We start from the raw sequence: 15622 nt of genomic DNA, 5'->3' as shown, positions 1-15622 counted from the left end.
TTCAGATTGGAACTTCACGATCTCGATCCAGCACCGTACAAGGGCTCTATCAAAAACTGGTATGACCACCTGGAAGACGTCTGGACACGCTCGCGCCGCCCGCCAAGAATCCCCCTTCCGGCGTGTCGCGCATGGCGCGGCCACCCGCATGGTGGAGACAGACCAATGAGTTTCATCTACGACGAACGGATCGACGGCCCGCTGGCGACCGTCGGCCGCGACACGCTCGTCGCCGCGCTGCACGCGGCGGCGCCCGGCCTCGACGTGCTGCACGAACGCGAGGCGCTCAAGCCGTTCGAATGCGACGGCCTCGCCGCGTACCGCACGGTACCGCTCGCGGTCGTGCTGCCCGACACGGTCGACCAGGTGCGCGCGGTGCTGCGTGTCGCGGCCGCGCACAGCGTGCCGGTCGTCGCGCGCGGCGCCGGCACGGGGCTGTCGGGCGGCGCGATGCCGCTCGAAAAAGGCATCCTGCTCGTGATGGCGAAGTTCAACCGGATTCTCGACATCGACCCCGACGCGGGCATCGCACGCGTGCAGCCCGGCGTGCGCAACCTCGCGATCTCGCAGGCGGCCGCGCCGCACGGCCTCTACTACGCACCCGATCCGTCTTCGCAGATCGCCTGTTCGATCGGCGGCAACGTCGCCGAGAACGCCGGCGGCGTGCACTGCCTGAAATACGGGCTCACGGTGCACAACATCCTGAAGGTCGAGATCCTGACGATCGACGGCGACACGCTCACGCTCGGCGCCGATGCGCTCGACGCACCGGGCTTCGACCTGCTCGCGCTGTTCACCGGCTCCGAAGGGATGCTCGGCATCGTCACCGAAGTGACCGTGAAGCTGCTGCCGAAACCGCCGAGCGTGAAGGTGCTGATGGCGAGCTTCGACGACGTCGCCGAGGCCGGCGCCGCGGTCGCACGGATCATCGGCGCGGGCGTGATTCCCGGCGGCCTCGAGATGATGGACAACCTCGCGATCCGCGCGGCCGAGGATTTCATCCACGCGGGCTACCCGGTCGACGCGCAGGCGATCCTGCTGTGCGAACTCGACGGCGCGGCGAGCGACGTCGACGAGGATGCCGAACGCGTCGCCGCGCTGCTGCGCGACGCGGGCGCCACCGAGATCCGCATTGCGCGCGACGAAGCCGAGCGGCAGCGCTTCTGGGCCGGCCGCAAGAACGCGTTCCCCGCGGTCGGCCGCATGTCGCCCGACTACTACTGCATGGACGGCACGATTCCGCGCCGCGAACTGCCGCGCGTGCTCGAAGGAATCGCCGCGCTGTCCGCCGAATACGGGCTGCCGGTCGCGAACGTGTTCCACGCGGGCGACGGCAACATGCACCCGCTGATCCTGTTCGACGCGAACCGGCCCGGCGAGCTCGACCGCGCGGAAGCGCTCGGCGGCAAGATCCTCGAGCTGTGCGTCGCGGCGGGCGGCAGCATCACCGGCGAGCACGGTGTCGGGCGCGAGAAGATCAACCAGATGTGCGTGCAGTTCAACGCCGACGAAATCACGTTCTTCCACGCGGTGAAGGCCGCGTTCGATCCGCAGGGCCTGCTCAATCCCGGCAAGAACATCCCGACGCTGCACCGCTGCGCCGAATTCGGCGCGATGCACGTCCATCACGGCAAGCTGCCGTTTCCCGAACTGGAGCGCTTCTGATGCGACGCGACATCGAATCGATCGACGACAGCGCGGCGCTCGTCGCTCAGGTCGACGCGGCAATCCACGACCGCCAGCCGCTGCACATCCGCGGCGCCGGCACGAAGGCGTTTCTCGGCCGCGCCGTCGAAGGCCGCACGCTCGACGTGCGCGCGCATCGCGGCGTCGTGTCGTACGACCCGACCGAACTCGTCGTCACCGCACGCGCGGGCACGCCGCTCGCCGATCTCGACGCGATGCTCGACGCGGCCGGCCAGATGCTGCCGTGCGAGCCGCCGTCGTTCGGCGGCGCGGCAACGGTCGGCGGGATGTTCGCGGCGGCGCTGTCGGGGCCGCGCCGCCCGTGGGCCGGCGCGGTGCGCGACTTCGTGCTCGGCTGCCGCGTGATCACCGGCCACGCGAAGCACCTGCGTTTCGGCGGCGAGGTAATGAAGAACGTCGCGGGCTACGACGTGTCGCGGCTGCTCGCGGGCAGCTTCGGCTGCCTCGGCGTCGTGACCGAGGTGTCGCTGAAGGTGCTGCCGAAACCGCGCGCAACGTGCGATCTCGCGTTGACGCTCACGGCCGCCGAGGCCGTGCAGCGTGTCGCCGCGTGGCGGCGCGCGGGGCTGCCGCTCGCGGGCGCGTGCCACGCGGACGACATGCTGCGCGTGCGGATCGAAGGCGGCGAAGGCTCGGTGAAGGCCGCACGCGACACGATCGGCGGCGATCCGATGGACGACAGCGGCGACGCGTTCTGGGCCCGGCTGCGCGACCTCGCGCTGCCGTTCTTCGACGATCCGCGCCCGCTGTGGCGCGTGTCGGTGCCGGCCGCCGCGCCGCTCGACGTGTTGACCGGCACGCAGCTCGTCGACTGGGGCGGCGCACAGCGCTGGCTCAAGAGCGACGCCGCGCCGGCCGACGTGCAGCGGCTCGCCGCGCAGTGGGGCGGCCACGCGACCTGCTTCACGCCGGGCGCCACACACGAGCCGTTCCAGCCGCTGCCGCCCGCGCTGCTGCGCGTCCACCGGCAGCTCAAGGCACAGCTCGACCCGCACGCGATTTTCAATCCCGGCCGGCTCTACGCCGACTTCTGACGCGAACCCGATCCCGACTCGCCGATGCAAACCAATCTCAGCGAAGCAAGCAAGGCCCTCGCCCGGGCCGACGAAGCGGAAGCGATCCTGCGCGCGTGCGTGCACTGCGGCTTCTGCAATGCAACCTGCCCGACCTACCAGGTGCTCGGCAACGAGCTCGACGGGCCGCGCGGCCGCATCTACCTGATCAAGCAGCTGCTCGAAGGCGAGCCGTGCGGCGAGCGCACGCAGCAGCATCTCGACCGCTGCCTGACGTGCCGCAACTGCGAGACGACCTGCCCGTCCGGCGTGCGCTATCACACGCTGCTCGACATCGGCCGCGCGGAAGCCGAGAAGCGCACACAGCGGCCCGCGCGCGAACGCCTGCTGCGCGCGGGGCTGCGTCACGTCGTGCCGCGCCCGGCGACGTTCGCCGCATTGCTGAAGGCCGGCCGCGCGCTGCGGCCGCTGCTGCCCGGCGCGCTGCAGGACAAGATCCCGGCCGCCGTCCCCACGGCCGCGCCGCGTCCGGCCGTGCGTCATGCGCGGCGCGTGCTGATGCTCGAAGGCTGCGTGCAGCCGTCGCTGTCGCCGAACACCAACGCGGCGGCCGCGCGCGTGCTCGACCGGCTCGGCATCAGCGTCACGCCGGCACGCGAAGCCGGCTGCTGCGGCGCGACCGAATATCACCTGAACGCGCAGGACGCGGGCCTTGCCCGCGCGCGCCGTAACATCGACGCGTGGTGGCCGGCGATCGAGGCCGGCGCGGAAGCGATCGTGCTGACGGCGAGCGGCTGCGGCGCGTTCGTGAAGGAATACGGCGACCTGCTGCGCTCCGACCCCGTCTATGCGGAGAAGGCGCGGCGCGTCAGTGCGCTCGCGCGCGATCTCGCCGAAGTGATCGCGGCCGAGCCGCTCGACGCGCTGGCCGGTTCGACGCCCCGCCGTGTCGCGGTCCACTGTCCGTGCACGCTGCAGCACGCGCAGCGCCTCGGCGGCGCGCTCGAGAGCCTCCTGACGCGGCTCGGCTTCGATCTGACGAATGTCGCCGACGGCCATCTGTGCTGCGGCTCGGCCGGCACGTATTCGCTGACGCAGCCCGAACTCGCGACGACACTGCGCGACAACAAACTCGATGCGCTTGAAGCCGCACGGCCGGACCTGATTGTCACGGCGAACGTCGGCTGCCAGACTCACCTGAACGGCGCGGGCCGCACGCCCGTGCGCCACTGGATCGAGCTCGTCGACAACCGACTCGTCAACTGACTGATTCCGGAGGACTTCCATGCAGACCAAACCCGAACTCGAACTCGCCGATGCCGACCGCATGCTCGCCGCCGCCCGCGCGGAAGCGGAGCGCCACGGCTGGGCCGTGTCGATCGCCGTCGTCGACGACGGCGGCCACCTGCTCGCGTTCGCGCGGCTGGACGGCGCGGCGCCGGCCAGCAGCACCATCGCGCAGGACAAGGCGCGCGCGGCGGCGCTCGGCCGTCGCGAGACGAAGGCGTATGAGGATATGATCAACGGTGGCCGCACCGCGTTTCTCAGCGCGCCGCTGACGGGGTTGCTCGAAGGCGGCGTGCCGGTCACGGTCGGTGGCCGGATCGCAGGCGCGATCGGCGTGTCTGGCGTAAAGTCCGAGCAGGACGCGCAGATCGCCCGCGCCGGTACACAAAGCGTCGTGGCATAGCCAGCCAACGCGCGCACGTTTTTCATTCCCCGGGAGGAATCACGATGATCGACCAAGCAGGACTGCAAGTCGCGCCAGCGCTGAGCCAGTTCATTGAAAACGAAGCGCTGCCGGGCACCGGCATCGACAAGGCCGCGTTCTGGAGCGGTTTCTCGGCCCTGGTGCACGATCTCGCGCCGCGCAACCGCGAACTGCTCGCGGAACGCGACCGCCTGCAGCAGGAACTCGACGCGTGGCACCGTGCACACCCGGGCCCCGTACGCGACCACGCCGCGTACCGCGCGTTCCTCGAACAAATCGGCTACCTCGTGCCGGTCCCGTCGAACGTCGCGGCAACCACCGCGAACGTCGACAGCGAGATCGCCACGCAAGCCGGCCCGCAACTCGTCGTGCCGCTGTCGAACGCGCGCTATGCGCTGAATGCCGCGAACGCCCGCTGGGGCAGCCTGTACGACGCGCTGTACGGCACCGACGCGCTGCCCGAAGACGGCGGCGCCGAACGCACCGCCGCCTACAACCCGACGCGCGGCCAGCGCGTGATCGACTACGCGCGCGACGTGCTCGACAACGCGGCGCCGCTCGCGAGCGGCTCGCACCGCGACGCGCTGCGCTATCGCGTGCAGGACGGCCAGCTCGCCGTCGAAACCGCCAAGGGCGTCGTGCATCTCGCGCAGCCGGCGCAGTTCGTCGGCTACCAGGGCGCCGCCGACGCACCGTCCGCGATCCTGCTGAAGCACAACGGGCTGCACCTCGAGATCCAGATCGATGCCTCGACGCCGATCGGCCGCGCCGATCTCGCGAACGTGAAGGACGTCGTGCTCGAAGCCGCGGTCAGCACGATCATCGACTGCGAGGATTCGGTCGCGGCGGTCGACGCCGAAGACAAGGTCCAGCTCTACCGCAACTGGCTCGGCCTGATGCAGGGCTCGCTGGTCGAGGAAGTCGCGAAGGGCGGCAAAAGCTTCACGCGCCGCCTGAACGCCGATCGCGAGTACACGACGCCCGACGGCGGCACACTGTCGCTGCACGGCCGCTCGCTGCTGTTCGTGCGCAACGTCGGCCACCTGATGACCAACGGCGCCGTGCTCGACCGCGACGGCAACGAGATTCCGGAAGGCATCCTCGACGGCGTCGTCACGACGCTGTGCGCGTTGCACGACCTGAAGGCGAAGCGCAATTCGCGCACGGGCTCGATCTACATCGTGAAGCCGAAGATGCACGGCCCGGTCGAAGTCGCGTTCGCCGATACGCTGTTCGCGCGCATCGAGGATCTGTACGGCCTGCCGCGCAACACGCTGAAGATGGGCATCATGGACGAGGAGCGACGCACCAGCGTGAATCTCGCCGCGTGTATCGCCGCCGCCGCCGCGCGCGTGGCGTTCATCAACACCGGCTTCCTCGACCGCACCGGCGACGAGATGCACACCGCGATGGAAGCAGGCCCGATGATCCGCAAGGGCGACATGAAATCGTCTGCGTGGATCCAGTCGTACGAGCGCAACAACGTGCTCGCGGGCCTGTCGGCCGGCCTGCGCGGCCGCGCGCAGATCGGCAAGGGCATGTGGGCGATGCCGGACCTGATGCACGCGATGCTCGAGCAGAAGATCGCGCATCCGCGCGCCGGCGCGAACACGGCCTGGGTGCCGTCGCCGACCGCCGCGACGCTGCACGCGCTGCACTACCACCTCGTCGACGTGCAGGCCGTCCAGCAAGAACTCGAGAAGACGCCGTATGCCAGCGAACGCGACACGCTGCTCGAAGGGCTGCTGACCGTGCCGGTCGTCGAGCGCGCCGCGTGGAGCGAGGCCGAGATCCTGAGCGAAGTCGAGAACAACGCGCAGGGCATCCTCGGCTACGTCGTGCGCTGGGTCGAACAGGGCGTCGGCTGCTCGAAGGTGCCCGACATCCACGACGTCGGCCTGATGGAAGACCGTGCCACGCTGCGCATTTCGAGCCAGCACATCGCGAACTGGCTGCGCCACGGCGTGATCACCGAGGCGTTCGTGCTCGACGTGTTCAAGCGGATGGCGCGCGTCGTCGACCAGCAGAACGCCGGCGACCCGAACTATCGCCCGATGGCGCCCGGCTACGACCAGTCGACCGCGTTCAAGGCCGCGTGCGCGCTCGCGCTGCAGGGCACGTCGCAGCCGAGCGGTTACACCGAGCCGCTGCTGCACCAGTTCCGCCTCGCATTCAAGGCGCAACAGCACGGCGCTTGAGGCAAGCGCATGCGGGCCAGACCCGCATGCCAGCCGGCGTCATGAAATGGGCGGCCCGCGCGGCCGCCCGTTTTCATATTCACTTTCGCACGCCCGTTGAAATCGTCCGTTGAAACCGATAATCGGTACGCCTCTCCCGCATTCAATTTTTGCGCGCGCGCGCCGTTAAACCGGCTGAATTGACGGTCAAGCGCATCGCGGACGCATCCTCCACACCGCAGAGCCTTGCGCTGCAACGATCTCGCCGATATTTGCAAGTTCGGGTATTCACGGTAATTTGATCCGGATCAACGGGTCGCAACATTTTCCGCGCACGCGAACGCGCGCGTTATACTCCGTTGAATCCGCGCCGCCCGATTCCCCGGATCGTCGAATCGCGGCAGATGTTGCCGGTGAATCAATGATTTACCGGTTTATCTGGCTGCGATTGCCGATAATCGGTGTCCATTTTCTCCGCTGAACGGCGGAGAGGCGCCGGAAGAGCCGCGCACCGGATCGCCGCCGACACGTCATACGAACAATCGCATCGGCCCGCCGCCTGGCGACGATGCCCATCGATCCTCGGACCATGGCAGAAACCGACTACGCAATGCCCAGCGAATCCGGCCTGACGAGCCGTGTCGCCGCTCATTTGCGCAGGTTCCTGCTGCCGCACCTGATCTTCTATACGGGGCTGCTGATCGCGCTGATCCTGCTGTTCCTGTGCGGGATCGTGCTGTACGAAGGCCGCATCGACGCGCGCGACCGCTCGATCGCCATGCAGCAGAATCTCGCGCTGATGGCGTCGTGGGACATCGAACGCAACATCGAGATCTACTCGCTGTCGCTGCAGGCCGTCGTCGAAGGCGAGAACGACCCCGACGTCGTCAAGCTGCCGATGCCGCTGCGCCGCCAGGTGCTGTTCGACCGGGCGACGACGGCCAAGTACCTCGGCGGCATCTACGTGCTCGATGCGAAGGGCGACATCTCGGTCGACGGCAAGGGCGACGTGCCGCGCAAGGCCAACTTCGCCAACGAACCGTACTTCGTCGTGCCTCGCGACCACCCCGACGTCGGCCTGTACGTCAGCCCGCCATACCATTCGCGGCTGCGCGGCGGCTCGCCGAGCATCGCGCTCAGCCGGCGGATCACGAAACCCGACGGGTCATTCGGCGGCGTCGCGGTGATGTCGATCCGGCTCGAATATTTCCAGAACCTGTTCTCGCGGCTGTCGCTCGGCGATCGCGGCTCGATCGCGCTGATCAATACAGACGGCAAGATGCTCGCGCGCGAGCCGTACGACCCCAAGATCGTCGGCCGCGACATCAGCCATGCCAGCACGTTCCGGCGCTTCATGATGGCCAACGAAGGCAGCTTCGCCGACACCGCGTCGATCGACGGCGTGCGGCGCCTGTATGTGTTCCGGCACCTCGAGCGCCTGCCGCTCATCATCATGGTCGCGCGCTCGGAAGCCGACACCTACGCCGCGTGGTACGACCGCGCGATTCCGATCGGCTCCGCGATGGCCGCGCTCGCGATCGGCTTCGTCGGCCTGTCGCTGCTGCTCGACGTGCAGCTGCGCAAGCGCCACCGCGCGGAAACCGAACTGCAGGCGCTCGCGCGCACCGACGGCCTCACCGGCCTCGACAACCGCCGGATGCTCGACGTCACGCTCGCGCGCGAATGGCGCCGCGCCGCCCGTTCGCAGCACGCGCTGTCGCTGCTGTTCATCGACGTCGACTACTTCAAGCGCTACAACGACACGCAGGGCCACCAGGCCGGCGACGACGCGCTCGCCGCGGTCGGCCACTGCATCGCCGGCTGCCTGCGCCGCCCGGCCGACTATGCGGCGCGCTACGGCGGCGAGGAGTTCGTCGTGGTGCTGCCCGACATCGACACGGACGGTGCGGTGACGATCGCCGAAACGATCCGCACGGGCATCCTCGATCTCGGCATCCGGCATGACGCCGGCACGGCCGGCCGCCTGACCGTGAGCATCGGCGTGACGACGAGCTATCCCGAACGCGACGACGACATGCAGGGCGCGCTGAAGCTCGCCGACGACGCGCTGTATCGTGCGAAGGAAGCCGGGCGCAACCGCATCGTCGTGCAGACGGCCGCGTCCGCCAGCCATCTCGAATCGCGCCGGGCCTGAGCGCCCGGGTGCCCGGGCCGCTGCAGCCGCCCGCGCGCAAAATCGCCGACAATGTCGGCTCGTTCCGCCACCGCGCCGCCGCGCGGCTGATGCGCCCGGCCGGCCCGCGCCGGTTCGCGGCCGCTTCGCACCACCATGAGACTCAAGGCAAAGATCTTCCTTCTGGCCATCGTGCCGTTCCTGCTCGCGATCGCCGGCATCGGCTTCGGCGTGCGCCAGCAGGCTACGTCGCTTGCGCGTACGCAGCACGCGACGATCCAGGCCGCGTACCTGTCGAGCAAGGAAGTCGAGCTGAAGCACTACGTCGAGCTCGCGACGAGCGCGATCATGCCGCTCTACGACGCGAGCGGCCGCAACGCGCGCGACGACGCGCTGCTGCGCACGCAGGCGCTCGCGATGCTACAGAAAATGGATTTCGGCCCGGACGGCTATTTCTTCGTGTACGACCTGCACGGCAATTCGCTGATGCATCCGCGCGAGCCCGAACGCGTCGGCCACAACTACTGGTCGATGCGCGACCCGCAGGGTGCGCTGACGATCCAGCAGCTGATCGGCGCCGCGTCGAGCGGCGGCGGCTACGTGCGCTATGCATGGCAGCGGCCGTCCACGGGCCGCGTCGCGCCGAAGCTCGGCTACGTCGTCGCGCTCGAACGCTGGGGCTGGATGGTCGGCACCGGCATCTATCTCGACGATGTCGACACCGCGCTGCAACGCATCGACGCGCGCGCGTCCGCGAACATCGAGCGCACGATGAGCTGGCTCACCGCGATCGCACTGACCGGCGCGGCGGCGATCGCCGTGTGCGCCCTGGTGCTGAACGTCAGCGAGTCGCGCAGCGCCGACGCGAAGCTCAAGCTGCTCGCGCAGCGCGTCGTCGAATCGCAGGAGCAGGAGCGGGCGCGGCTGTCGCGCGAGCTGCACGACGGGATCAGCCAGATGATGGTGTCCGCGAAGCTGATGCTCGAATCCGCACTCGCGCGCTTCGAGCGCGGCACGTCGCGCGTGCCCGAGGCCGAGCAGGCGCTCGCGTCGGGTGTCGGTCGGCTCGGCGACACGCTGCGCGAAGTGCGGCGTATCTCGCATGCGCTGCGTCCGTCGATGCTCGACGATCTCGGCCTCGCGGCCGCGCTCGAACAGCTCGTGCGCGAGCTCGGCGCCGAAAGCGGCATCGACATCGGCTATACGCAGGTTGCGCACAGCGGCACGCAGCCGCTGCCCGAGGCCGTGAACACCGCGTTGTTCCGGATCGCGCAGGAAGCGTTGAGCAACATCGTGCATCATGCGCACGCATCGCGCGCGGCCGTCACGCTCGACGTCGGTGCGCACTTCGTCACGCTGACCATCGCCGACAACGGCTGCGGCTTCGACGCCGAACGCTCGCAGGCCGACGCGCGCCGCGGCATCGGCCTGCGCAACATGCGCGAGCGCCTCGACGCGCTCGGCGGCATGCTGTCGATCACGTCGCAGGTCGGCCACACGATCGTTGCCGCGCGCGTGCCGCTGCGCAGTGCGGCGTGACGATACGCCCCATGACAGGAGACCTTTCACGCATGAGCGCCCCCGACACCGCCCGGCCCGCCGCCCGACTGCTGCTCGTCGACGATCACCCGCTCGTGCGTGACGGCCTGCGGATGCGGCTCGAAGCGGCCGACCTGTCGGTGGTCGGCGAAGCCGGCAACGCCGACGAGGCGCTCGCGCTCGCCGCGTCGCTCGAACCCGACCTCGCGCTGATGGACGTCGGCATGAACGGGATGAACGGCATCACGCTCGCGGGCGTGTTCCACGATCGTTTTCCCGGCATCCGCGTGCTGATGCTGTCGATGCACGACAACGTCGAATACGTGACGCAGGCCGTGCGGGCCGGCGCGAGCGGCTACCTGCTGAAGGATTCGCCCGCGAGCGAGATCGTCCGCGCGATCGGCGCGGTGCTGGCCGGGCAGACGTTCTTCAGCGAAGGGCTCGCCGCGCGGATGATCCAGGCGAGCGCGACCGCGTCACCGCTGGACCGGCTGACGCCGCGCGAACGCGACATCCTCGATGCGCTGGCGGAAGGGTTGTCGAGCAAGCAGATCGCGCAGCAGACAGGGCTGTCGGTGCGCACGGTCGAAACGCACCGGCTCAACCTGAAGCGCAAGCTGGAGATCGAAGGGCAGGCCGAGCTGATCAAGTTCGCGGTCGAGCATCGGCGGCGGTAGGCGCGAACACGTGCGCAGGCCACGCGCCACCATGAAGAAAGGGCGCCCGTGGGCGCCCTTCATGCATTCGGACTGCGGCCTTGCAACGGCCGTCAGTTCGTCCGCGAATTGTGCTTCTGCAGGTACGCGATCAGGCCGTCGATCCCGCCCGACGCCAGCTGGCTCTTGAACTGGCCCTGGTAGACCTGGATCAGCCACGCACCCGACATGTCGATGTCGTAGATCTTCCAGTCGTTGCCGACCTTGCCGAGACGATAGCCGACCGACTGGCTGTCGCCCGGCGTCGAGACCGTCGACTGCACGAGCGCGTCGGCGCCCGACGCGCCGCCGGCCTTGAACGAGAACTTCGCGTCCTGGCTGCCGAGCTGCGCGAGCGACGCGGCGTAGGTGCGCGTCATCAGCAGCTTGAACTGCTTGTACAGCTCCTGCTGCTGTTGCGGCGTGGCCTGCTTCCATGCGTCGCCGACCGCGATGCGGGTCGTGCGCTCGAAGTTGGTCGCGGGCAGGAAGCGCTGCTCGACGACGGCCGAGACCTTCGCCATGTCACCGCCGCGCGCGGCCGGATCGGCCTTCATCGCATTGACGGTGCCCTCGACCGCATTGCGGACGATGTCGACCGGCGCGCTCTGCGCGAAAGCGGAAACCGACACGGCGGCGGCCGCGACGAAAGCAAACAGATGACGTTTCATACGAATTTCGCACTCGATGGGAAAAGACGGCCGGCTCTTTGCATCGGCCGGTGGAGCAAAGTATACCGGGCCTGAAGCCCGGTTGCCGTGCGGTGACCGACTGTTACCTTTCAGCTTCATTTGTCACACGCAACGCAGCCCCGCGCCGATTATGTAAATATCCCCATACAAATGAACCGGCCGCGCAATCCGATTCCAGCGTCGCGAGCAAATATCCTTCCCGCCCCGAATCTCCCCAACGTCACGACCGCCGCCACGCCGCGCCGGTATACTTGGCTACTTTGCCCTTGCCAGCCGCTCCCCACCGCCACATGGTGACATCTCTCATCGTCCGACTCGTTGCGTGGTCGGTGCGCCGCCCCGTCTGGGTCGTCGTCCTGTCGCTCGTCATCGCCGCCGTCAGCGGCGTCTACGTCGCGCAGCATTTCAAGATCAACACCGACATCAGCAAGCTCGTCGATGCGGAACCGCAATGGGCCGCGCTCGGCCAGGCCGTCGACAAGGCGTTCCCCCAGCGCAACGGCACGATCCTCGCGGTCGTCGAGGCGCCCGCGCCCGAATTCGCGAATGCCGCCGCGCATGCGCTGACCGAAGCGCTGCAGAAGGACGCCGAAGCCGGCCGCATCGGCCAGGTCGCCGAGCCCGGCGGCGGGCCGTTCTTCGAGCACAACGGGTTGCTGTTCCTGTCGCCGCAGGACGTCTCCGACACGACGTCGCAGCTCGCGAGCGCGCGCCCGCTCGTCAACGAACTCGCGAAGAACCCGAGCCTGACCGGGCTCGCCACCACACTGGCCACCACGCTCGGCCAGCCGCTGCTGACCGGCCAGGTGAAACTGCCCACGATGGCGAAGCTGCTCGCGCGCAGCGCGGCGACGGTCGACGACGTGCTGGCCGGCAAGCCGGCCGCGTTCTCGTGGCGCGCGCTGGTCGACAACGATGCCGCGCGGCAGCCCGCGCGCGCGTTCGTCACCGTGCAGCCGGTGGTCAACTACGGCGCGCTGAAGGCCGGCGCGGAAACGAGCCAGGTGATCCGCGACGCGGCCCGTGCGCTCGACCTCGAGAAGCGCTACGGCGCGGCCGTGCGCCTGACCGGCGAACAGCCGCTCGCCGACGACGAATTCGCATCGGTCGAAGACGGCGCCGCGCTCAACGGCGCGCTCACGCTGCTCGCCGTGCTCGTGATCCTGTGGCTGGCGCTGCGCTCGAAGCGGATGATCGGCTCGGTGCTCGTCACGCTGTTCGTCGGCCTCGTCGTGACCGCGGCACTCGGCCTCGCGATGGTCGGCTCGCTGAACATGATCTCGGTCGCGTTCATGGTGCTGTTCGTCGGCCTCGGTGTCGACTTCTCGATCCAGTACGGCGTGAAGTACCGCGAGGAACGCTTCCGCGATCCGCGTATCGATCACGCGCTGATCGGCGCCGCGCACTCGATGGGCATGCCGCTCGCGCTGGCCACCGCGGCCGTCGCCGCGAGCTTCTTCTCGTTCATCCCCACCGCGTATCGCGGCGTGTCCGAGCTCGGGCTGATCGCGGGCGTCGGGATGTTCGTCGCGCTGCTGACCACGATCACGCTGCTGCCGGCGCTGCTGCGCCTGTTCGCGCCGCCGGGCGAATCGAAGACGCCGGGCTTCCCGTGGCTCGCACCGGTCGACGATTACCTCGATCGCCATCGCAAGCCGATCCTGATCGGCACGCTCGTCGTCGTGATCGGCGCGCTGCCGCTGCTCGCGTTCCTGCGCTTCGACTTCAATCCGCTGCACCTGAAGGATCCGAACAGCGAATCGATGGCCACGCTGCTCGCGCTGAAGGATTCGCCGGAAGCCGCCGTCAACGACGTGACGCTGCTCGCGCCGTCGCTCGCCGAAGCGGACGCGGCCGCGAAACGCCTCGACGCGCTGCCCGAAGTCGGCCGCACGACCACGCTGTCGACCTTCATCCCCGCCGACCAGCCGGCCAAGCGCGCGGCGATCGCCGCGGCCGCAAGCAACCTGTTGCCGGCGCTGACGCAGCCGGCCGCGCCGCCCGCGACCGACGCGCAGCGCGTCGCCGCGCTCAAGCGCGTGTCGGACCTGCTGGGCTATGCGGCCGAAGATCACCCGGGCCCCGGCGCGGCTGCCGCGCAGCACCTGTCCGCATCGCTGGCGAAGCTCGCGGCCGCCGACGCCGCGACGCGCGACCGCGCCGAACGCGCGTTCGGCGATACGCTGCGCATCGCGCTCAACCAGCTCGCGTCGCTGCTGCAGCCGCAGGACGTCACGCGCGAATCGCTGCCGCCGCAGCTCGTGCACGACTGGGTCGCGCCGGACGGCCACGCGCTCGTGCAGATCTCGCCGAAGGTGCCGAAGGGCGTCGACCCGAACGACGACACGATGCTGCGCCGCTTCGCGAAGACGGTGAAGGCCGCGGAGCCGGGCGCGACCGGCGGGCCGATCTCGATCCTGCATTCGGCTGACACCATCATCAACGCGTTCCTGCACGCGGCGCTGTGGTCGATCATCTCGATCACGGTCCTGCTATGGATCACGCTGCGCCGCTTCGGCGACGTGCTGCGCACGCTGGTGCCGCTGCTCGTGTCGGGCATCGTGACGCTCGAGATGTGCGTCGTGCTCGGCATGCCGCTCAACTTCGCGAACATCATCGCGCTGCCGCTGATGCTCGGCGTCGGCGTCGCGTTCAAGGTGTATTTCGTGATGGCGTGGCGCGCGGGGCAGACGGGGTTGCTGCACTCGAGCCTCACGCATGCCGTGCTGTTCAGCGCCGCGACGACGGCAACCGCATTCGGCAGCCTGTGGCTGTCGCACCATCCGGGCACGTCGAGCATGGGCAAGCTGCTCGCGCTGGCCCTGACCTGCACGCTGATCGGCGCCGTGGTGTTCCAGCCCGTCCTGATGGGCAAACCGCGCGTCAAACGCGCCAAGAACCAATCGCAAGGAATCAATGAATAAGGTGCGAATCATTGCGGCGACCGTCGCCGCCAGCGCGATGCTGACCGGCTGCGCGACGGGACCGAACCGCAATCCCAACGACCCGCTCGAGCCGATGAACCGGGCGATGTACAAGTTCAATGACACGGTCGACACGAACATCGCGCAGCCGATCGCGAAGGGGTACCAGAAGGTCACGCCCACGCCGGTGCGTACCGCGATCAGCAACTTCTTCTCGAACCTCGGCGATCTCGGCAACATGGCCAACAACCTGCTGCAGTTGCGCATCACCGATGCGACGCAGGATCTGATGCGCGTGGCGATGAACTCGCTGTTCGGCGTCGCCGGCCTGATCGACATCGCGACGCCGGCCGGGCTGCCGAAGCACCACCAGGATTTCGGGCTGACGATGGCGCGCTGGGGCATGCCGTCCGGCCCGTACCTCGTGCTGCCCGTGTTCGGGCCGAGCACGATCCGCGACGGCGTCGGCCGCGCGGTGGACGTGCGTTTCAACCTGCTGAACTACATCGAGCCGGCCGCACGCAACCCGATGTACATCGCGCAGTTCATCAGCGCGCGTTCGGACCTGCTCGGTGCGACCGACCTGCTGAAGCAGGCCGCGCTCGATCCGTATTCGTTCGTGCGTGACGCGTACCTGCAGCAGCGCAAGTCGCTGACGTACCGCAGCCAGTCGTCGTCGGCCGCGCTGCCGGCCTACAACGAGCCGGGTGAATCGGGCGCCGTGCCGGCCGCGACGCCGGCCGTGCCGGGGCTGCCGAACTACGAGGATCCGGGCGAGTCGGGCGGTGCATCGGGTACCGCGCCGAACAATGCGCCGGCCGCGCCGGGATTGCCGCAGTACGACGATCCGGGTGCGGACAATGCGATGCCCGCGAGTGCGCCTGCTGCGGCACCGGCCGCGGCGTCGGCCGCAGTGCCGGCGTCGTCCGGCTCGGCTACGGTTCCGGCCGCACCGGCGGCACCCGCAAGCAGTCCGGCCGCGCAGTAACGCTGCAACGGCGGCCGCGCAAAAGCAAAGAGCGCTGCATGA

At 69.0% G+C, this 15622-nt stretch carries 11 protein-coding genes; 10 read left to right on the top strand and 1 reads right to left on the bottom strand.

Translation table 11 applies throughout. The annotated features are described in order from the left end of the window. Positions 1-165 precede the first annotated feature (165 nt). The 8 genes from glcD (at position 166) to AC5LXX_RS16445 (ending at position 10958) form a co-directional block, all read left to right on the top strand. The gene (glcD, locus tag AC5LXX_RS16480) at positions 166-1665 is read left to right on the top strand and encodes a glycolate oxidase subunit GlcD (protein ID WP_493412273.1); all 1500 of its coding nucleotides are present in this window, start codon (positions 166-168) and stop codon (positions 1663-1665) included. After that, positions 1665-2741, top strand: a complete 1077-nt coding sequence (gene glcE, locus AC5LXX_RS16475) for a glycolate oxidase subunit GlcE (protein ID WP_493412272.1) — start codon at positions 1665-1667, stop codon at positions 2739-2741. The genes glcD and glcE overlap by 1 nt, the downstream gene beginning before the upstream one ends. Positions 2742-2765: 24 nt before the next feature. Further along, complete coding sequence (gene glcF / locus AC5LXX_RS16470; RefSeq protein WP_493412271.1) at positions 2766-3986, top strand: glycolate oxidase subunit GlcF; 1221 nt, start codon at positions 2766-2768, stop codon at positions 3984-3986. 19 nt (positions 3987-4005) lie between these two features. Then, complete coding sequence (locus AC5LXX_RS16465) at positions 4006-4410, top strand: GlcG/HbpS family heme-binding protein (RefSeq protein ID WP_493412270.1); 405 nt, start codon at positions 4006-4008, stop codon at positions 4408-4410. Positions 4411-4454: 44 nt separating this feature from the next. Beyond that, positions 4455-6629 carry a malate synthase G gene (locus AC5LXX_RS16460; protein WP_493412269.1) on the top strand — a complete coding sequence of 725 codons (2175 nt, stop codon included), beginning with the start codon at positions 4455-4457 and terminating at the stop codon, positions 6627-6629. A gap of 568 nt (positions 6630-7197) precedes the next feature. Beyond that, the gene (locus tag AC5LXX_RS16455) at positions 7198-8763 is read left to right on the top strand and encodes a sensor domain-containing diguanylate cyclase (protein ID WP_493412268.1); all 1566 of its coding nucleotides are present in this window, start codon (positions 7198-7200) and stop codon (positions 8761-8763) included. Between the two features lie 135 nt (positions 8764-8898). Continuing rightward, the gene (locus tag AC5LXX_RS16450; RefSeq protein ID WP_493412267.1) at positions 8899-10281 is read left to right on the top strand and encodes a cache domain-containing protein; all 1383 of its coding nucleotides are present in this window, start codon (positions 8899-8901) and stop codon (positions 10279-10281) included. A 32-nt stretch (positions 10282-10313) separates the two neighbouring features. Beyond that, positions 10314-10958, top strand: coding sequence for a response regulator (locus tag AC5LXX_RS16445; RefSeq protein ID WP_059238338.1), 645 nt, complete (start codon positions 10314-10316; stop codon positions 10956-10958). 92 nt (positions 10959-11050) lie between these two features. On the opposite strand, the gene AC5LXX_RS16440 is transcribed toward AC5LXX_RS16445, so the two are convergent. Then, positions 11051-11647, bottom strand: coding sequence for an MlaC/ttg2D family ABC transporter substrate-binding protein (locus AC5LXX_RS16440; protein WP_493412266.1), 597 nt, complete (start codon positions 11645-11647; stop codon positions 11051-11053). 311 nt (positions 11648-11958) lie between these two features. On the opposite strand from AC5LXX_RS16440, the gene hpnN reads away from it, so the two are divergent. Together hpnN and AC5LXX_RS16430 are read left to right on the top strand one after the other, a co-directional pair. Continuing rightward, positions 11959-14592, top strand: coding sequence for a hopanoid transporter HpnN (hpnN, locus tag AC5LXX_RS16435; RefSeq protein WP_493412265.1), 2634 nt, complete (start codon positions 11959-11961; stop codon positions 14590-14592). Continuing rightward, positions 14585-15580, top strand: coding sequence for an MlaA family lipoprotein (locus AC5LXX_RS16430; RefSeq protein WP_493412264.1), 996 nt, complete (start codon positions 14585-14587; stop codon positions 15578-15580). Before hpnN ends, AC5LXX_RS16430 begins: the two co-directional genes overlap by 8 nt. The last annotated feature ends 42 nt before the right edge of the window (positions 15581-15622 follow it).

The sequence above is a fragment of the Burkholderia torrens genome, from assembly GCF_984668525.1.
Note: the sequence above shows the minus strand (reverse complement) of the source record. Positions and strands in the feature narration are given on the sequence as shown.